Consider the following 18,346-nt stretch of genomic DNA (forward strand, 5'->3'; position numbering starts at 1 on the left):
ATTCTCCATTTGCCCGTGAGTTTCCCCACGGGCGAGCCGTATTAGATGTTGCGTAACGTGGCAAACAGTGACGCCCACTCACTCTTCGCGCGGTAAAACACCGGAGGCTTGCCGATTGGCGCTTCCACGGTGATGTCACCGCCCTGATAAGTTTCCCCTGTCCAGACGTTGACCCAGTTATCCTCTGGTAGATACAGCGTCCAGTCGTGCTTACCCTGCTCATGAACCGGTGCGACCAGCAGATCCTGTCCCAGCAGGTACTGATATTTCAGGGTGTAGGTTTGCGTATCGTTTTCGTAGTGCAGGAATAATGGGCGCATAACCGGTAGCCCGGTGGCGCTGTTTTGTGCGACGGCCTGTTTGAGGTACGGTTTCAGGGTGGTGAATACGGTGGTCATACGGGCAAAGTGGGCAATGGTTTCAGCATCACCATCAAACTGCCAGTTATCGCCGGGGCGGTTACCTTCGTGGGTGCGCATCATCGGCGTGAAGGCGCTAAAATCACACCAGCGCAGCAACAGCTCTTTGCTGCGTTTCATGTCAAACAGCGTGGTGTAACCGCCAATATCGCTGTGGTGCAGGCCGTGGCCGGTCATGGCCAGCGACAATGCAGCAGGAACTACTGAGGCGAGACCATCGTCGAGGCTCCAGTCAACGTTCTGATCGCCAGCCCACATCATGGTGGAATACTTCTGACTACCGGTGTAACCCGCGCGCATAAAGAACAGGATTTCACCAAGTTTGCCGGTTTCCTGCAGTGCGTCGTAGTTACATTTCGCCCACAGCGCGGGCCAGGCGTTGTGCATGATCTCGGCGCTGACACCGTTATGCAGGTACGTGTCGGTCGGCAGATATTCACCGAAGTCCGCCATCCAGCCGCCGCAGCCCAGCGCGATCATGTTCTTTTTGATAACCTCTTTGAACCAGTCGTAGGCTTCGGGATTGGTCAGGTCGACCACGCCGCCATAAAACTCGCCAAATTCAACCAGATAGTCATCGCCGGAGGCATCTTTCGCCAGATACCCACGTGCTGCGGCTTCCGCGCACAGGTCTTTATCGCTGGCAACATAGGGGTTGATATAAGAGAGGAACTGCACACCTTCTTCTTTCCACTGTTTAATACGACTGTCCAGTTGTGGATAGTTGTCGCTGTTCCACTTCCAGTTCCACATCACGCGTTTACCAAAGGAGGTCATGCGGATCCCGGACCAGTCCTGCGCCCAGATGCCGTTTACCTTCACGCCCGCATTACGCATGGTATCCAGTTTGTTCTGGCAAACCTCAGTACCGCCCTGGATACCAAGTGTCACACCATCGTAAATCCAGTCCGGCAGTTCTGGCTGGCGACCTAACAATGCGGTTAGTTTCTCCAGCAGAGAAATGTAAGTCTCGGCGCACTCAACGCGCAGGGTGGTTTTGTCTTCCCACAGCGCCAGCTCGTGATACTCCGGCGCGCTGAAGTCGAAATTCATGTAGCAGCTGTTATCAACGTGGCAGTAGTACTTCTGCGTGCTGACAAAGGTCGGTTGCGGGAAGAAGGTCCAGTAATAGTCGCCACCGGCGTTCTCTTTGCAATCCGCCTGCCAGGTGACATAGCTATTCTTATTCCGACCCACGCCCTGTTCGCTGGTCCACAATGGGAAGGGCTTGCCGCGTAAGTCGAAGTAAGAGAACTGTTCACCGCAGCCGTAGATGTGGTCGTCCGCCCTGGCGGCCAGACGTAACCAAATGCGGTTATGGCTGAGATCGTCGTTATGCAGATCCAGCTTCAGGCGACCCTGTTCATCGGTGGAAATGTGTAGTGTGGCAGTGATGGTATTACCGCGGCTGAAATCTACACGCCAACCGTTCGGGGATTCGCTGACCGTGGCGTCAGTTAGGGCAATTTTCTCATTGAGCTTGTCTTTAATACTGAAGTTACCGCGGAACATATCAATATCGGCAACCCCTGTGCCGATCCACAGGCAGGGGTTTTCGGCACTATGGCGTAAAATCAGACGCTGTTGATACGTTAAGGTAAATCCGTCCTGTAATGCTTTGAGTTCTAAGGCGGCTGGCCGCTGTAGTAACGAATTCATTATAGTCTCCGTAAATGTAGGGTAATTCGGTAGTCTGTTATTCACAGCCGATTAAAAAATGCATTCGGTGTGCTTCTCCGGGGGCGAGAAGAATCAGGCTAACCCCGGAATTAAAGGCGTCTGGCGGGCAGGTCATCGGCTCAACTGCCAGGCCACGGCGTGCTAATTTTTCACCGGTATAAACCTGCAGCCAGGGCTGGTGGCTACGCAGGTATGTGGACATGTTTTGTGCCGGGTTGGTCATTCTGACTTCCCACTCATTCCCGGACGGTAAGACCTTGAACGTATGATCAAGCGAGGTTTTCGCGATGACCTGCGGTGTTGTGAAATCCCACTCTCCCTGTGTGGCTTCGCACGACGGCAGTACTAATTCACAGTCATCAATACTGTGCAGGTTGCAGGTCAAATAGGGGTGTGCGCCCGCGCCATACGGTGCCGTTTCGTCACCCACATTTTGTGTATGAATAAAGACATGCAGCCCGCTGGTGGCGTCCAGCCGGTAAATCACCTCTGAAATCAGCGCAAAGGGATAGCCATACGAGGGCGGCAGAAAAATAGTCAGCACCACTTCCGATGCCGACTGTTGGTCAATCTGCCAGTCTCGCCAGGCCAGCAATCCATGAATGGCGGTATGTGAAACGGGGTCGTTAACGGCAAGCTGGAAGGCTTTGCCGTTATGCTGATAGCAGCCGTCTGCCACGCGATTTGGCCAGGGAATGAGTATTTTCCCCAGATGTGCCAACGGCATCTCTTCAGGTTTGTGCGGAATAACGACGTGACGCCCACGATGCGTCAGTTCCGCCAGCCCCGCGCCAACCGTGACAATTTTTGCCTGGTAGTGCCCGGCCTGAAGATGAAGGGTTTTTCCACCGCTATGCATGGCTGCTTATCTCCTGGCTTATTTAGCGTTGATATCCAGCAGGCCGGCGGCAACGGCAGGAGCCAACCCCGGTGCCAGCGGTAGACGTGGGATCACCAGGCAGTGCAACAGGTGGTAAATATCCTGCTTGCCGTCCCAGACTTTGGTGGTCACCTTGTTGTCGGTGTCCAACTCCTGCCACCATGAACCCGTCTCGTAGTCCATCAGGTAGGTGATGCAGTAATCCCACCACTTCTGGTACCAGGCTTCGTACTGGCTATCACCAGTGAGGGTATACAGGGCGTAGGCGGTACCCATCGCTTCGACTATCGGCCAGCGCACTCTTTCGCGAACGATCGGCTTACCGTCCCAGTCCACCGAGTAGACAAACCCATCCGCACCATCCGGTGCCCAGGCATCGCGAATGGTGGCGTGGAACAAGCCTTTGGCATCTTCCAGCAGCCAGGCGGGAGGGGTTTCGAAGCGCGCTTCCAGTGCGGCGTGCAGATGTAGCATCAGACGGCCCCACTCGATCCAGTGTCCTGGCGTGCCACCGTAGGCGCGGAAGCGGTGCGCAGGGTTATCTTTGTTGTAATCGCGGATCGGGTTCCACTGCGAATCGAAGTGCTCGTTGACGCGATACTCACCGCTGCGGGCAACATCGTGAATAATCACTGAAGCGATACGCAGTGCGCGATCGAGCCACTTACGGTCGTGGGTAACGTCATAGACAATCAGGAAGGCTTCGACTGCGTGCATGTTGGCATTGCCGCCACGATAATCTTCCGTCTGGCTGAAGGCTTCATCCCAGGACTCAAGGCACATCTGCTCATCTTCACTCCAGAAGTACTTCTCAATCACTTCGATGGCATCATCAAGCAACACTCGCGCCTGCGGATGACCGGTTGTTACAGCGCTTGCCGCACCGAGCAACACGAAGAAATGCTGATATCCCTGCTTGGAGGCATCCATGACCCCTTCATCATTCACGCAGGCGTACCAACCGCCGTAGCGCGTGTCACGCAATGCGCCATTCAGCGCCTTAATTCCGTGATCGACGAGCTGATATGCGCCGGGGCGGCCCATTGATGCGGCCACGGAATAAACGTGCAGCATACGAGCGGTGATCCATAAATGCGTCCCCATCTCCGCTCTGACCTGACCATTATTGCCCAGCCAGCCAAACCCGGTGGGTACCGCCGCGTTTTTACCAAAGTTAAAGATGCGGTCGGTTTCCTGTTCCAGCCAGCGGTTGTGGCTCAGGGTGTTAAACCATTTCATTTATTCATCCTCGAATTAGCGGCGGGCCATCATTTCATCGACGATATCGCCAAGACGTTGCAGCTTCGGTGCAGAGACATCGCGCAGCATCAGTTCGGTATCCGGCAGGCCAACCACGGATGACCAGACCGCACGTCCGGCGAGAAAGCCGGATGCACCTGCCGTCATGGCCACGCTGACCGCGCGCGGGAACAGTTTTTCATCCACACCAGAGGAGAGAATGACCCACGGCATGTTGATGTTTTCATTCAGGCGCTGGGAGGCGCTAAGCAGTTCTTGTTGGGTACCTTTGCCGTACAGCGGCATTTCGACCTTGTAGAGATCGGCGCCGCTGTCACCCAGCTCTTTTGCGGCCTCGATAATGGCCTGTTCACGATCGAACTTATCGCCACGGCGCGGTGGACGCACAACCGGTTCGATAATGCTCAGCAGGCCGTTGACGTGGCATAGCTCATTGAATTCTTTCACCATATCAAGACGCTGTTGGGCATCTTCGTCGCTGCGCCACAGTACCAGCAGCTTCAGCGCCTTCGCGCCGTCCTGTTTCACGACCTGCGGGTCGATTTTTTTATCAATCACCACGCTATCGACCGGAATACCATTACCCGGAATGAACTCATCCGCGGCCACAATCATGCCGCAGCTTTTCGCGATGGCATGTTGTTCCACAACCTGGCGGTAGCAGAACTGCTGATCGACCAGGATCGCAGAGGCATAGGGAGAAAGGATCTTCGCTGCATTCACTTTGAAATCAGTCAGCACGCTGTCGCTCACCGGGGATTTCGCACCCGCAGCGGCAAACATTAAGCGCATGGCTTCGCGCTGATCGACTGCCAGCATGGCAAAACCGCCGGAAGCTCGGGTGATGTCTTTCAGGGTGTACTTCGTCATTGTTCAGTCCTTACTTATCTGTGTGTTTATTTAGCCCGGCGGATGCGCGAACCTGTTCAAGAATGGCCGTCCAGTCTTCCCGGCCACGGCCAGCGGCGCGAGCCTGGTTATAGACTTCGCGGGAGGCCGCACCAAGCGGCATCGGCACGTGCAGTTGATTTGCCACATCCAGGGCGATGCCAAGATCCTTGTGGGCTAAGTCGATCATGAAGGCCGGGGAAAGATCGCCTTTCAGCACTTTGTTCGGCCAGGAGGTGGTGAAGTGGCCTTTTCCGGCAGGCGTCCCGCTCATCACTTTCAGGGCCACATCGAAGGAGAGACCGAGTGCTTCGCACAACACGGCGGCTTCGGCGGAGAGCGTATTTAGCGCAATGCTCATGTAGTTGTTGATGAGTTTGACGCGGATCCCCATGCCGGGACCGCCGGCATTGATCAATTCATTACCCATCACCATCAGAACCGGTGTGGCGCGTTCTACCTGCTCAGCCGTTCCGCCAGCCAGCAGCAGTAGCGTGCCTGCGATCGCATGATCGGAGGTGCGCCCGACAGGGCAATCCATCATGCCGAAACCTCTGGCCTCCATGTCGCTAATCAGTTTGTCGGTCTGCAGCGGATGGATAGTGGACATATCAATGACCAGCGCTTGTGGCGACAGGCTCTCGCAAACCCCTTGCTCAGCGAACAAGACGCTGCGCACCAGATCGCCGTTGGGTAACATGGTGATGACAAACTCCGCGCCGTTTGCTGCCTGAGCCGGGCTGCTGGCAGACTGCGCCCCTTTTTCCACCAGGCACTGAACGGCATCCGGGTTAACGTCAAAGACGCTGAGTTGATGACCCTGCTTTAGCAAGTTGCTCGCCATGGGGGAACCCATCTGACCTAATCCGATAAATGCTATAACTGCCATAACGTTCTCCTGAGACGTGGATGTCATTTTCTGTCATTTAAAGTCGTCTTTTTCTGTCTGTTTTTGATCGTATTTGTAATTTATGGTCAAAAAATTGACAGCCGTCACTTTTTAAACATTTTGTGAAATTAAAATGATCCCATCTTGAAACGCCTAAGGAATGACCATGATTCGTATTGCTTGTGTGGGTATTACCGTGATGGATCGCATCTATTACGTAGAAGGTTTACCGACTGAAGGAGGTAAATATGTGGCGAAGCGGTATACCGAAGTGGGCGGTGGGCCTGCTGCGACTGCGGCTGTGGCTGCGGCGAAGCTGGGCGCACAGGTGGACTTTATTGGCCGTGTGGGCGATGACGACACCGGAAACAGCCTGCTGGCAGAGCTGGAATCCCTGGGGGTAAATACGCGTTACACCCGGCGCTATGCAGGGGCGAACTCTTCACAGTCGGCGATTATGGTCGACGCGAAGGGAGAGCGAATTATTGTTAACTATCCCAGCCCGGACTTACTGCCGGATGCTGATTGGCTGAAGGAGATCGATTTTTCTCAGTGGGATGTGGTGTTGGCAGACGTGCGCTGGCACGAAGGGGCAAAACAGGCCTTCACGCTGGCGCGTCAGTCAGGGGTGATGACCGTGCTGGATGGCGACGTTACGCCGCAGGACATCAGTGAACTGGTGGCATTGAGCGATCATGCTGCGTTCTCTGAACCGGGGCTGGCGCGACTGACGGGGGCAACGGAGACTGATTCTGGACTGAAAAAAGCACAAATGCTCACAAATGGTCATGTTTATGTGACGCGTGGCAGTGAGGGGTGTGACTGGATAAAAGATAATGCAGTGCAGCATCAGCCAGGATTTTTAGTCGATGTGGTCGATACCACCGGTGCTGGTGATGTTTTTCACGGTGCGCTGGCATTTAGTCTGGCCTGTGGGTCCGCGCAGGAAGACGCCGTCAGGTTTGCCAGTGGCGTCGCGGCACTGAAGTGTACGCGTCCGGGCGGACGTGCGGGGATCCCTGACTGTGATCAAACCCGATCTTTTCTGTCACTTTTTGTATAAAATGCCAGGGCAATGGTTTTTCGAGGAAATTTCATGAGTCTTACCGAACTGACCGGTAACCCGCGACACGATCAACTGCTGATGCTGATTAGCGAGCGCGGTTATATGAATATTGACGAACTTGCCAGTCTGCTGGATGTTTCCACCCAGACCGTGCGTCGTGATATTCGTAAGTTAAGCGAACAGGGATTAATTACGCGTCATCACGGCGGAGCAGGTAGAGCCTCCAGCGTGGTCAATACGGCGTTCGAACAGCGTGAAGTCTCCTGGACGGAAGAGAAAAAAGCCATCGCGGAAGCGGTAGCGGATTACATTCCCGACGGCTCAACGGTGTTCATTACCATTGGTACTACCGTTGAGCAGGTTGCGCGGGCGCTGTTAAACCATAACCATTTGCGCATCATCACCAACAGCCTGCGCGTGGCGCATATTCTGTATAACAACCCGCGTTTTGAAGTAATGGTTCCCGGAGGGACGCTGCGCCCGCATAACAGCGGTATTATCGGTCCTTCTGCTACAGCGTTTGTCGCTGACTTTCGCGCCGATTATCTGGTGACCAGTGTGGGTGCGATTGAAAGCGATGGCGCGCTGCTGGAATTTGATGTTAACGAAGCCAGTGTAGTAAAAACGATGATGTCCCATTCCCGGCACATTCTGCTGGCAGCGGATCATACGAAATACACGGCCTCTGCCGCAGTAGAGATTGGTAATGTGTCGCAGGTAACTGCGCTGTTCACCGATGAATATCCTGGTCCGGCGTTGCACAATCTCCTTCAGTCACAGCAGGTTGAAATTGTGCAAGTGAGTCCTTCTCAGGATGATGCGCTGGCTATGTGATCTCGCTCTTTGGTGCTCTGATTCGTTCGAAGTCATCACGCACGCATAGTCAAACTTCTCCTTTCCCGCTACAGTTATTCATCCACGGCGAGAAAGGAGAAGGACATGCTCTATATCTTTGATTTGGGTAATGTGATTGTCGATATCGACTTCAATCGCGTGTTAGGCACATGGAGCGATTTGAGCCGTGTACCGCTGGCTTCACTAAAGCAAAGTTTCACGATGGGGGAGGCTTTTCGCCAGCATGAGCGAGGCGAAATAACAGATGAGGCCTTCGCCGAGGCGCTGTGTCATGACATGGCGTTGCCTTTGAGTTATGAGCAGTTCTCCCACGGCTGGCAGGCCGTTTTTGTCGCATTACGCCCCGAAGTTATCGACATCATGCATAAGCTGCGCGAGCAAGGGCATCGTGTCGTTGTGTTATCGAATACTAACCGCCTGCACACAACGTTTTGGCCGGATGAGTATCCCGAAATCCGCCAGGCAGCCGATCACATTTATCTTTCTCAGGAACTGGGCATGCGTAAACCGGAAGCACGGATTTACCAGCACGTTCTGCAGTCAGAAGGTTTTTCTGCGCACGATACGGTCTTTTTTGATGACAACGCCGATAATATTGAAGGGGCTAACCAGTTAGGGATCACCAGTATCCAGGTCGTCGATAAAACGACCATCCCTGACTATTTCGCGAAGTTGTTATGCTAAAATTTTTGCATCAAAAAGCCAGGCATCATACGCGTCCTGTATGGGCCTGGCTGAAGCTATTATGGCAGCGCATTGATGAGGACCATATGACAACGCTGGCAGGAAATCTTGCCTACGTTTCATTGCTCTCATTAGTGCCGCTTATCGCCGTTGTTTTTGCTCTTTTCGCTGCATTTCCGATGTTTTCCGATGTTAGCATTCAACTCCGTCATTTCATTTTCGCTAACTTTATTCCGGCGACTGGCGATGTCATCCAGCGGTATATCGAACAGTTTGTCGCAAACTCGAACAAAATGACTGCTGTTGGGGCATGTGGGCTGATTGTAACCGCCTTATTGCTGATGTATGCCATCGATAGCGCGTTGAATACCATCTGGCGCAGTAAGCGCACGCGGCCCAAAGTGTACTCTTTTGCCGTTTACTGGATGATATTAACGCTGGGACCGCTGCTGGCGGGAGCCAGCCTGGCAATCAGTTCTTATTTGCTGTCGTTGCGCTGGGCCAGCGATCTCAACACGGTGATTGATAACGTACTGCGTATTTTCCCGTTGGTACTTTCCTGGCTGTCGTTCTGGCTGCTTTACAGCATTGTACCCACCACGCGAGTCCCCAATCGCGATGCGGTAATCGGTGCCTTTGTTGCTGCTGTGCTGTTCGAAGCCGGAAAGAAAGGATTTGCGCTCTATATCACGATGTTCCCGTCTTATCAGCTCATTTACGGTGTCCTGGCGGTGATCCCTATTTTATTCGTCTGGGTTTACTGGACGTGGTGTATCGTCTTGCTAGGCGCGGAAATAACTGTCACTCTCGGGGAATACCGCAAACTTAAACAAGCCGCAGAACAAGAAGAAGCAGAGCAACCATGATTGCATTAATTCAGCGCGTAACCCGTGCCAGCGTCACCGTGGAGGGTGAGGTGACGGGTGAAATTGGCCCAGGACTTTTGGTCCTGTTAGGTGTCGAAAGGGATGATGACGAACAGAAAGCGAACCGCCTGTGCGAACGCGTACTCGGCTATCGAATCTTTAGCGATGCCGAAGGCAAAATGAACCTGAATGTGCAGCAGTCAGGTGGCAGCGTGCTGGTGGTTTCACAGTTTACATTGGCGGCCGATACCGAACGCGGCATGCGCCCCGGTTTTTCAAAAGGCGCAGCACCCGATCGGGCAGAGGCGCTTTACACATATTTTGTAGAGCGCTGCCGCCAACAGGAGATGAACACGCAAACCGGGCGGTTCGCTGCTGATATGCAGGTTTCGCTGGTTAATGATGGCCCCGTGACGTTCTGGTTACAAGTATGAACCAGCTTCCGGCGTGGTCGCGGGTAACAAGAGAGAATACAACTATGTATCACCTTCGAGTACCGCAAACAGAAGAAGAATTGGAGCGTTACTACCAGTTTCGCTGGGAAATGCTGCGTAAACCCCTGCACCAGCCAAAAGGCTCCGAACGGGATGCCTGGGACGCAATGGCACACCATCAGATGGTGGTGGACGAAGAAGGTAATTTGGTCGCGGTAGGGCGTCTGTATATCAATGCGGATAACGAAGCCTCCATACGCTTTATGGCTGTAGACCCCTCGGTGCAAGAAAAGGGGCTCGGAACACTGATGGCGATGACCCTTGAATCCGTGGCACGCCAGGAAGGGGTGAAGCGCGTCACCTGTAGCGCTCGTGAGGATGCGGTGGAATTTTTCGCCAAGCTGGGGTTTGTAAGCCAGGGGGAAATCACCACGCCGCAAACCACACCGGTCCGCCACTTCCTGATGATTAAGCCCATTGCGACGCTGGACGATATTCTTCATCGTGGTGACTGGTGTGGGCAACTACAGCAGGCCTGGTACGAACATATTCCGTTAAGCGAGAAAATGGGCGTGCGTATTCAGCAATATACCGGGCAGAAATTTATTACCACGATGCCCGAGACAGGGAACCAGAATCCGCACCACACCCTGTTTGCCGGAAGCCTGTTCTCGCTGGCAACGCTTACCGGTTGGGGGCTTATCTGGCTGATGTTGCGTGAGCGTCATCTGGGAGGAACGATTATCCTCGCCGATGCACATATCCGCTACAGCAAGCCGATCACCGGGAAGCCTACTGCTATCGCCGATCTGGGCTCATTGAGCGGTGACCTGGACCGTCTGGCAAGAGGCCGCAAGGCACGTGTGCAGATGCAGGTGGAGCTTTTTGGTGACGATACGGCGGGCGTGGTGTTTGAAGGCACGTATATCGTATTGCCTGCGAAGCCGTTTGGTCCTTACGTCGAAGGTGGGAATGAAGAAGAGTAGGAGGAAATCCCTACTCTTCACGCTACCCGATTCGCGTTTTACTCGCGTGTTGCAACTCGCCAGGCCACGTCGCGCATTGCGTTTCGTGCCGTCTGGCTTACGCCTCCTAACTGAAAAAATCCGTGGATGACGCCGAGATAGCGCTGGCAGGTGCAGTCCACGGCTTGCTTCTGAAGCCTGTGATACAGGGCTTCTCCTTCATCGCACAGTGGGTCAAATTCAGCGGTAATGATGTGGGTCGGCGGTAACCCGTTGAAATCGTCGCGCCACAGCGGGCTGACTTCCGGATGGTATGGGTCAGTCTGTGGCATATACATCTCGTAACCAGACAGCAGTGTGTCACGTGTGATGATGTAATCCTGTCCATTGCGGGTGTAGCTCTCAAATCTGGCGGTTGCGTCGAGCATGGGATAAATCAGCACGAGTTGTGCAGGTTGCCATTGCTGTGCGGCTTTCAGGCGCAAGGCGCAAACGAACGCCAGATGTCCGCCAGCACTGTCGCCAGCGAGCGTGATGCGCGTGCGATCGACACCCAGTTTCTCTGCATACTTCCAAATGATGCTAGCGCCTTTTTCGGCATCGTCGTGTGCTGCTGGGAAAGTATGCTCTGGTGCGAGGCGATATTGTACCGCAATGACCCGACAGCCGCTGTACCAGGCGAGTTGCCTTAGCTGGTTATCATGTGTAGCGAATCCACCGCTGACAAAGCAGCCGCCGTGATAATAAATCACGCAGGGTAGGTTTCCCATGGCGCCCCGTGGCGAAACAACGCGAAACGTCATGGTTTCGAGTTCAATATCTTCAACTTGCACGCGGGATTCTGTTTCTCCGGCCAGTACCGTACTGGCGATGTAGCCAGCCCTCCGGTCATCAATATTCTGCTCGCGTGCAGAAGGTCGCCCCGCCGCAATAAACGCCTCAACCCGCTGTGCAATCCCGCTTTCCAGTGCCATTTATTATTTCTCTTATCTGTATGGATATACAGCTTTATAACCTGGATTACCACGGATGAAAATCGGAAAAGTAGGGGGATGTATGATTCTGGAAAGTGGCTCGCAAAAGTAAAAATCGTTAGTGTGAAGGCTATTTTCCCGCTTTTCTCAAGTGTATGTTGTGTGGAAATTAATCGCCGATGATATACTGGAGGTATATGTGAGTATGATGGCTGGAATGGATATGGGCAGAATTTTACTCGATTTATCAGATGAGGTGATTAAACGCCTTGATGACCTCAAGGTTCAGCGCAACCTGCCGCGAGCAGAACTCTTACGGGAGGCCGTTGAACAATATCTTGAAAGGCAGGATCAGGCTGAAACAGCTATTTCACGTGCTCTTGGGCTGTGGCAAGGCTGTGAGGAAGATGGTGTTGAATACCAGCGTAAACTTCGTGAGGAATGGTAATGGTCAAAGGATTAGCGCTTTTTGATACCAACATCCTCATCGACCTGTTTAGCGGGAGAAATGAAGCAAAACTAGCGATAGAAACATGGTCGCCACAGAACGCAATCAGCCTCATTACATGGATGGAGGTGATGGTGGGCGCAAAAAAATACCATCAGGAAGCCCGTACTCGCGTTGCGCTAGGCGCTTTTAACGTGATCGGCGTTTCACAGGATATTGCTGAACGAAGCGTGAGTATCAGGCAGGAGCATGGGATGAAATTGCCGGATGCCATTATTTTGGCCACTGCGCAGATTCATCGTCTTACACTGGTTACGCGTAATACCAAGGATTTTGCAGGCATATCAGGCGTGGTCACGCCATATACGTTATAACCCGGGCGACTTACGCCGCCCGGTGGTGCGGAGTACTTACTCCCCTTCACCTGGGAACAGGAACGGGTTGATGGAGCTGCGGGCAAAGCCCTCTTGTTCCATGTGCGCGTCCAGCATCAGTGAAGCAAGATCGTCAGCAACAGCTTCTACTTTCGGGTCTTTTTCCTGATAGAGAATCTTCAGGTAAGTACCACAGTCGCCGCAGCTTTCGGCTTTAATTGCCGCTTGCTCGTTATCCAGTGACCAGTAGTTCAAATCACGGCTCTGTTCGCAGTTGCTGCATTTCACGCGCACGACGTGCCACTCGGTTTCACACAGGTTGCAGTGCAGATAGCGCAGCCCCTGAGTAGTGCCAATTTGCACCATGCTGGAAACAGGCATTGAACCACATACCGGGCAGTACTGGCGTTGTTCACCGTACTCCGCACGTGCTTTGCCAGGGATCAGACTTGCCATCTGTGCCCAGTAGAGCGACAAGGCCGCCCAGATGAACGGTGCTTTGTCGCTGCTGACAGAGGCAAAATCAGAGGCAAACAGTGCGCTGGCCATCAGCTCAAGTTCCTGCTCTGAGGCTTTTTCCAGATTTTCGATCACCGCCAGTGCAGGGCCGCTCATTTCTGGCTTCAGCTCTGCAATTAACGACTGCAGCAGTTTTTGCCAGTGTTTATCGCGCGGCAGGACGTGGATATCCAGCGGTGGTTTGCCCTGATCGTTCGCTTCTTTGATGCGAGCGGTCAGATCCATCTGCAGCGGATGGTCATACAGCACCACTTCCTGCGCATGGGCGATCAGCGCGGCAAAGCGCAGATAATCACCCAGCGGGTTGTTCTCGGCCAGCTCGCGCAGACGTTCGGCGCGGCGGTTATACAAATTTTTGAGTCTGGGGAATAACAACGGCGGAATCATATCCGCCGTGCGTTTCTCGCTCGAACCCAGCTCATCTTGCGGGATTATGCGAATACTCATTCAGTTTTCTTTTCCGTTGTCTTTCGGACTTCACGGTACCAGCGTGGGTGATGTTTCTTCGCCCATGAACTGGTAACCCATCCTTCCACCATCGCGGTAATGGTGCCTTTCACCCAAAGGGCGGCGTAAATGTGCACCATGATAACCACAATTAACGCTACTGCGGCAAATGAATGCAGCATTAACGCGAATCGGATCACCGGGATTGAGAAAGCAGGCGCAAAATATGGACGCCAGATGATCACTCCGCTCACCAGCAACAGGACCAGGAAGATAATCGCCGCCCAGAATACGCATTTCTGGCCGAAGTTATAACGTCCCGTGTCACCTACTTCCTCGTTGACGACAATCTTACGAATATTCTTCGCCCAAAAGATATCATCCCGATTGATTAGATTGTGGTGCCAGTATCGGAAAAACATGATGATAAACGAGGCAAACATAATCACGCCGACAAACGGGTGCACAATTCGCGCCAGCTGCGGAGTGCCCATGATGTGCATCAGCCAGTTAAACGACGGGAAGAGAAAACCCATCCCGCTCACCGCCGCCAGAATGAAGCAGAAGGCGGTTACCCAGTGGTTGATGCGTTCCGGCGCCGTGTAGCGCACGATGGTGTCACGTCGTTTCATTTGCGCACCTCGTCGTCTTTTTCATGCAGATTGTCTTCTTCCTCTTCCGCACGGTTTGGGCCTACACCGACGTAGTGGAAGATACTGGCCGCAAATGTCGCTGCAAAGCCGACCGCTGCGAGGGGTTTCCAGATGCCTTTCCAGAATTTGACGGTGGCGCTGATTTCCGGGTTCTCTGGCAAGCCGTGATACAGGTTCGGCTTGTCAGCATGGTGCAGTACATACATCACGTGCGTACCGCCAACGCCTGCCGGATCGTACAGACCCGCATTTTCGTAACCACGTGTTTTCAGCTCCGCGACACGCTCGCCCGCCAGCGTTTTCATCGACTCTTTGGTGCCGAAATGAATGGCTCCGGTTGGGCAAGTTTTTACACAGGCCGGTTCCTGGCCCACCACCACGCGGTCAACACACAGCGTACATTTATAGACGCGGTTGTCTTCCGGGTTGAGGCGCGGTACGTCGAACGGGCAGCCTGCAATACAATAGCCGCAGCCGATACACTGCTCGGACTGGAAGTCGACGATACCGTTGGCATACTGAATGATTGCCCCTTCAGCCGGGCATGCTTTCAGACAGCCCGGATCGGCACAGTGCATACAGCCATCCTTACGGATAAGCCATTCGAGTTTGTCGTCTTGTTCCACTTCCGAGAAGCGCATCACCGTCCAGGATTTGGCGGTCAAATCAGCCGGGTTGTCGTACACCCCAACGTTGTTACCCACCTCATCACGGATGTCGTTCCACTCCGAACACGCCACCTGACACGCTTTACAGCCGATACAGGTGGTGACGTCGATAAGCTTCGCCACCTCTTCCTGATGGTCCCGCGCCTGAGGCGCGGGAGTGAAACCGTTAGTGGCGGAACGACGAATGATGTCTTGCGATTGATAAGCCATAGGTCGTCTCCGTTACACCTTTTCCACGTTCACGAGGAAGGACTTAAATTCCGGTGTTTGCGTGTTCGCATCACCGACGAATGGCGTTAACGTGTTGGCGATAAAGCCTTTTTTAGCTACGCCTTCGTAGCCCCAGTGAATAGGAATACCGATAGTGTCGATATCCTTACCGTTTGCCTTCAACGTGCGAATACGTTTGGTCACCACTGCTTTGGCTTTAATGTAGCCGCGGTTAGAGGAGACTTTGACGGTATCGCCGTGGGAGATGCCCAGCTTATTTGCCAGTTTCTCGCCAATTTCCACAAACTGTTCCGGCTGTGCGATGGCGTTAAGCAACGCATGTTTGGTCCAGTAGTGAAAGTGTTCGGTCAGACGATAGGTTGTTCCGACGTACGGGAACTTATCTGCTTTACCCAGTGCTTCTTCGTCGCCTTTAAAGATACGGGCGGCAGGGTTAGAGATAACGTTCGGGTGCAGCGGGTTAGTTCCCAGCGGCGTTTCAAACGGCTCGTAGTGTTCCGGGAACGGACCTTCCGCCATCTTATCGATAGCAAACAGACGTCCCATCCCTTCAGGTTGCATGATGAATGGCCCAACGTTGCTGCCCGGCGCGGCGGCGCTGTAGTCCGGAATATCCATTCCGCTCCATTTCGCCCCGTCCCATTTCAGGATCTGACGTTTTGGATCCCACGGATTCCCCTGTGGGTCAGCGGAGGCGCGGTTATACAGAATGCGTCGGTTGAGCGGCCATGCCCATGCCCAGCCCAGCGTATTGCCAAGACCTGACGGGTCGGCGTTATCGCGACGGGCCATCTGGTTGCCTTCCGGCGTCCAGCTGCCGGCGAAAATCCAGCAACCGCTGGAGGTGGTACCATCGTCACGCAGTTGGGCGAACGAGCTCAGCTGTTGGCCTTTCTTCACGATAACCGCGCCAGTTGCCGGGTCGGTAATATCGGCCAGCGCCTTACCGTTGCTCTCCATTGCCACTTCTTCTGAAGCCGGTTCGTGCGGGGTGGAGTAGTTCCAGGTCATGCTCAGCACCTGTTCCGGGTTCGCACCACCTTGTTCGGCGTACATCTTACGCAGACGCAGGAAGATACCGGCGAGGATTTCACCATCGGTAACGGCAATCCCTGGGGCATCCGCGCCTTTCCAGTGCCACTGCAACCAGCGACCGGAGTTCACGATAGAACCGTTCTCTTCGGCAAAGCAGGTGGATGGCAGGCGGAATACTTCAGTCTGGATTTTCGACGGATCAACATCGTTCGACTCACCGTGGTTCTGCCAGAAGGTGGACGTCTCGGTATTGAGCGGATCGATGGTCACCAGGAACTTCAGTTTAGACAGTGAAGCCACAACCTTGTTTTTGTTCGGGAATGACGCGACCGGGTTAAAGCCCTGGCAGATATAACCATTTACTTTGCCCTGGTTCATCATCTCGAAGTACTGCAGCACGTCGTACCCTTTATCCCACTTCGGCAGCCAGTCAAAGCCCCAGCTGTTTTCCGCTGTCGCCTTATCGCCAAAGAAGGCTTTCATCATCGAAACGAAGAATTTCGGGTAGTTGCCCCAGTAGTTCACCTGGCCTTCCAGCAACGGTTTTGGCGTGTTGGCGGCAAGGTAGGTTTGCAGGTCGGTTTGTTTCTCGCTTGGCAGCGTCATGTAGCCTGGCAGGCTTTGTGACAGCAGGCCTAAGTCAGTCAGACCCTGGATATTCGAGTGACCGCGCAGGGCGTTAACACCGCCGCCAGCCATCCCCATATTGCCAAGCAGTAACTGGATCATCGCCATGGTGCGGATGTTCTGCGCACCAACGGAGTGCTGCGTCCAGCCCAATGCGTACAGGAACGACGCGGTTTTATCTTTTACGCTGGTTTCTGCGATGTACTCACAGACTTTCAGGAAATCAGCCTTCGGTGTACCGCAGATGTTTTCCACCACGTCCGGCGTGTAGCGGGAAACGTGCTGTTTCAGCAGATTCCACACGCAGCGCGGGTGTTGCAGCGTAACATCGCGTTTGGCGAAGCCTTTTTCATCCAGCTCGTAGTTCCAGCTGGTTTTGTCATACTTGCGTTTATCCGCGTCATAGCCCGTGAACAGGCCATCTTCGAAGCCATAATCCTCACGCACGATCAGGCTGGCGTTGGTGTAGGCTTCGGTATATTCGCGGTTGAATTTTTCGTTATTTAGCAGGTACAGCAAGACGCCTGACAGGAAGGCAATGTCAGTACCAGAGCGAATAGGAGCATAGAAATCAGCCACCGCTGCGGTTCGCGTAAAGCGAGGATCTATCACAATCAGCTTCGCGCCGTTGTGAATTTTGGCCTCCATCGCCCAGCGGAACCCGACCGGGTGAGCTTCAGCGGCGTTACCGCCCATCACCACAACGAGGTTGGCGTTTTTAATGTCGACCCAGTGGTTGGTCATCGCACCGCGACCAAATGTTGGAGCAAGACTTGCTACCGTTGGTCCGTGTCAGACGCGTGCCTGGTTGTCGACCGCGAGCATACCCAGCGCGCGGGAGAATTTTTGTGTTAAATAGCCGGTTTCGTTACTGGACGCGGAAGCACACAACATCCCGGTGGAAAGCCAGCGGTTAACGGTAACGCCTTCAGCGTTCTGCGCAACGTAGTTAGCGTCGCGGTCTTCTTTCATTAGCTTCGCGATGCGGTCAAATGCCTCATCCCAGCTAATTTGTTGCCACTTATCAGAGCCTGGTGCGCGGTATTCCGGGAATTTCAGGCGGCTTTCGGAGTGGATGAAATCCACCAGACCGGCCCCTTTAGGGCAGAGCGCGCCACGGTTGACCGGGTGATCCGGGTCCCCTTCGATATGGAAGATGGATGCTTTGGCATTTTTTGCGCCGTCACCGAGGCTGTACATCAACAGTCCACAGCCAACGGAACAGTAAGTGCAGGTGTTACGGGTTTCGCGGGTGCGCAGCAATTTATATTGCCGTGTTTCCGCGAGCGCTACGCCGGGCGCAAAGCCCAGTGCCGCTGCCGTGGTGCCTGCCATACCGCCAGCGCAGATCTTAAAGAACTGCCTTCTGCTGACCTGCATGGTTCGCTCCTTGTTTCGACATTGTCACATTCCCTTCGCTTTTCTTTAACGCGAACGCGAGGGAAGTGGTTGTTATTTTTCTTTGCGGACGGGACCGCAAAGGT

18 protein-coding genes are annotated in these 18,346 nt (G+C 53.9%); 8 read left to right on the plus strand and 10 right to left on the minus strand.

Annotated elements, in window-relative coordinates:
- Positions 1-41: 41 nt before the first annotated feature.
- The 5 genes from NNO03_RS11265 to yihU are packed head-to-tail and all read right to left on the minus strand — an operon-like array spanning position 42 to position 6,016.
- Entirely contained in the window at positions 42-2,078 is a 2,037-nt protein-coding gene (locus NNO03_RS11265; protein ID WP_271449551.1) for an alpha-glucosidase, read from the minus strand.
- A 37-nt stretch (positions 2,079-2,115) separates the two neighbouring features.
- Positions 2,116-2,958, minus strand: a complete 843-nt coding sequence (locus NNO03_RS11270; RefSeq protein WP_271449552.1) for an aldose-1-epimerase — start codon at positions 2,956-2,958, stop codon at positions 2,116-2,118.
- Positions 2,959-2,976: 18 nt separating this feature from the next.
- Positions 2,977-4,218 (minus strand): sulfoquinovose isomerase, encoded by a 1,242-nt coding sequence (gene yihS, locus NNO03_RS11275; RefSeq protein WP_271449553.1) that lies wholly within the window; start codon positions 4,216-4,218, stop codon positions 2,977-2,979.
- 15 nt (positions 4,219-4,233) lie between these two features.
- Positions 4,234-5,109, minus strand: coding sequence for a sulfofructosephosphate aldolase (gene yihT / locus NNO03_RS11280; protein WP_271449554.1), 876 nt, complete (start codon positions 5,107-5,109; stop codon positions 4,234-4,236).
- Positions 5,110-5,119: 10 nt separating this feature from the next.
- Positions 5,120-6,016, minus strand: coding sequence for a sulfolactaldehyde 3-reductase (gene yihU, locus NNO03_RS11285; protein ID WP_271449555.1), 897 nt, complete (start codon positions 6,014-6,016; stop codon positions 5,120-5,122).
- 166 nt (positions 6,017-6,182) lie between these two features.
- Between yihU and NNO03_RS11290 the strand changes: the two genes are divergently transcribed.
- The 6 genes from NNO03_RS11290 to fabY all read left to right on the plus strand — a co-directional run bounded on the left by NNO03_RS11290 (position 6,183) and on the right by fabY (position 10,907).
- On the plus strand, positions 6,183-7,079 hold the full coding sequence (locus NNO03_RS11290; RefSeq protein WP_271449556.1) for a sugar kinase: 897 nt from the start codon (positions 6,183-6,185) through the stop codon (positions 7,077-7,079).
- A 33-nt stretch (positions 7,080-7,112) separates the two neighbouring features.
- Positions 7,113-7,916: a DeoR/GlpR family DNA-binding transcription regulator gene (locus NNO03_RS11295; protein WP_202037272.1), complete on the plus strand. Its 804-nt coding sequence runs from the start codon at positions 7,113-7,115 to the stop codon at positions 7,914-7,916.
- A gap of 105 nt (positions 7,917-8,021) precedes the next feature.
- Positions 8,022-8,621: a glucose-1-phosphatase gene (gene yihX, locus NNO03_RS11300; RefSeq protein WP_271449557.1), complete on the plus strand. Its 600-nt coding sequence runs from the start codon at positions 8,022-8,024 to the stop codon at positions 8,619-8,621.
- Positions 8,615-9,487: a virulence factor BrkB family protein gene (locus tag NNO03_RS11305; protein WP_137381427.1), complete on the plus strand. Its 873-nt coding sequence runs from the start codon at positions 8,615-8,617 to the stop codon at positions 9,485-9,487. Before yihX ends, NNO03_RS11305 begins: the two co-directional genes overlap by 7 nt.
- The gene (gene dtd / locus NNO03_RS11310) at positions 9,484-9,921 is read left to right on the plus strand and encodes a D-aminoacyl-tRNA deacylase (protein ID WP_137381428.1); all 438 of its coding nucleotides are present in this window, start codon (positions 9,484-9,486) and stop codon (positions 9,919-9,921) included. The genes NNO03_RS11305 and dtd overlap by 4 nt, the downstream gene beginning before the upstream one ends.
- Positions 9,922-9,965: 44 nt before the next feature.
- Complete coding sequence (gene fabY / locus NNO03_RS11315; protein WP_170974333.1) at positions 9,966-10,907, plus strand: fatty acid biosynthesis protein FabY; 942 nt, start codon at positions 9,966-9,968, stop codon at positions 10,905-10,907.
- Between the two features lie 38 nt (positions 10,908-10,945).
- Here the strand turns inward: fabY and NNO03_RS11320 are convergent, their stop codons facing one another.
- Complete coding sequence (locus tag NNO03_RS11320) at positions 10,946-11,860, minus strand: alpha/beta hydrolase (RefSeq protein WP_271449558.1); 915 nt, start codon at positions 11,858-11,860, stop codon at positions 10,946-10,948.
- 205 nt (positions 11,861-12,065) lie between these two features.
- Here NNO03_RS11320 and NNO03_RS11325 point away from each other — a divergent pair, with 205 nt between their 5' ends.
- Together NNO03_RS11325 and NNO03_RS11330 are read left to right on the plus strand one after the other, a co-directional pair.
- Positions 12,066-12,308, plus strand: coding sequence for a CopG family transcriptional regulator (locus NNO03_RS11325; RefSeq protein WP_003825279.1), 243 nt, complete (start codon positions 12,066-12,068; stop codon positions 12,306-12,308).
- Entirely contained in the window at positions 12,308-12,682 is a 375-nt protein-coding gene (locus NNO03_RS11330; protein ID WP_271441464.1) for a type II toxin-antitoxin system VapC family toxin, read from the plus strand. Before NNO03_RS11325 ends, NNO03_RS11330 begins: the two co-directional genes overlap by 1 nt.
- Before the next feature lie 36 nt (positions 12,683-12,718).
- On the opposite strand, the gene fdhE is transcribed toward NNO03_RS11330, so the two are convergent.
- From fdhE to fdnG, 4 genes are read right to left on the minus strand one after another with little or no spacing between them, the layout of a single operon-like run.
- Positions 12,719-13,648 carry a formate dehydrogenase accessory protein FdhE gene (fdhE, locus tag NNO03_RS11335; protein WP_271449559.1) on the minus strand — a complete coding sequence of 310 codons (930 nt, stop codon included), beginning with the start codon at positions 13,646-13,648 and terminating at the stop codon, positions 12,719-12,721.
- Complete coding sequence (gene fdoI, locus NNO03_RS11340) at positions 13,645-14,280, minus strand: formate dehydrogenase cytochrome b556 subunit (RefSeq protein ID WP_271441466.1); 636 nt, start codon at positions 14,278-14,280, stop codon at positions 13,645-13,647. The genes fdhE and fdoI overlap by 4 nt, the downstream gene beginning before the upstream one ends.
- A complete protein-coding gene (gene fdoH, locus NNO03_RS11345) occupies positions 14,277-15,179 on the minus strand; it encodes a formate dehydrogenase O subunit beta (protein ID WP_202037268.1) in 903 nt (300 codons plus the stop codon). Before fdoH ends, fdoI begins: the two co-directional genes overlap by 4 nt.
- 12 nt (positions 15,180-15,191) lie before the next feature.
- A complete protein-coding gene (fdnG, locus tag NNO03_RS11350) occupies positions 15,192-18,242 on the minus strand; it encodes a formate dehydrogenase-N subunit alpha (RefSeq protein ID WP_158654566.1) in 3,051 nt (1,016 codons plus the stop codon).
- Between the last annotated feature and the right edge of the window lie 104 nt (positions 18,243-18,346).

The organism is Citrobacter sp. Igbk 16 (genome assembly GCF_028069755.1).
Taxonomy (GTDB): Bacteria; Pseudomonadota; Gammaproteobacteria; order Enterobacterales; family Enterobacteriaceae; genus Citrobacter.

Coding starts and splice junctions, on each gene's coding strand:
- NNO03_RS11265 (WP_271449551.1), bottom strand. CDS start 2,078: ATGAATTCGTTACTACAGCGGCCAGCCGCCTTAGAACTCAAAGCATTA.
- NNO03_RS11270 (WP_271449552.1), bottom strand. CDS start 2,958: ATGCATAGCGGTGGAAAAACCCTTCATCTTCAGGCCGGGCACTACCAG.
- yihS (WP_271449553.1), bottom strand. CDS start 4,218: ATGAAATGGTTTAACACCCTGAGCCACAACCGCTGGCTGGAACAGGAA.
- yihT (WP_271449554.1), bottom strand. CDS start 5,109: ATGACGAAGTACACCCTGAAAGACATCACCCGAGCTTCCGGCGGTTTT.
- yihU (WP_271449555.1), bottom strand. CDS start 6,016: ATGGCAGTTATAGCATTTATCGGATTAGGTCAGATGGGTTCCCCCATG.
- NNO03_RS11290 (WP_271449556.1), top strand. CDS start 6,183: ATGATTCGTATTGCTTGTGTGGGTATTACCGTGATGGATCGCATCTAT.
- NNO03_RS11295 (WP_202037272.1), top strand. CDS start 7,113: ATGAGTCTTACCGAACTGACCGGTAACCCGCGACACGATCAACTGCTG.
- yihX (WP_271449557.1), top strand. CDS start 8,022: ATGCTCTATATCTTTGATTTGGGTAATGTGATTGTCGATATCGACTTC.
- NNO03_RS11305 (WP_137381427.1), top strand. CDS start 8,615: ATGCTAAAATTTTTGCATCAAAAAGCCAGGCATCATACGCGTCCTGTA.
- dtd (WP_137381428.1), top strand. CDS start 9,484: ATGATTGCATTAATTCAGCGCGTAACCCGTGCCAGCGTCACCGTGGAG.
- fabY (WP_170974333.1), top strand. CDS start 9,966: ATGTATCACCTTCGAGTACCGCAAACAGAAGAAGAATTGGAGCGTTAC.
- NNO03_RS11320 (WP_271449558.1), bottom strand. CDS start 11,860: ATGGCACTGGAAAGCGGGATTGCACAGCGGGTTGAGGCGTTTATTGCG.
- NNO03_RS11325 (WP_003825279.1), top strand. CDS start 12,066: ATGATGGCTGGAATGGATATGGGCAGAATTTTACTCGATTTATCAGAT.
- NNO03_RS11330 (WP_271441464.1), top strand. CDS start 12,308: ATGGTCAAAGGATTAGCGCTTTTTGATACCAACATCCTCATCGACCTG.
- fdhE (WP_271449559.1), bottom strand. CDS start 13,648: ATGAGTATTCGCATAATCCCGCAAGATGAGCTGGGTTCGAGCGAGAAA.
- fdoI (WP_271441466.1), bottom strand. CDS start 14,280: ATGAAACGACGTGACACCATCGTGCGCTACACGGCGCCGGAACGCATC.
- fdoH (WP_202037268.1), bottom strand. CDS start 15,179: ATGGCTTATCAATCGCAAGACATCATTCGTCGTTCCGCCACTAACGGT.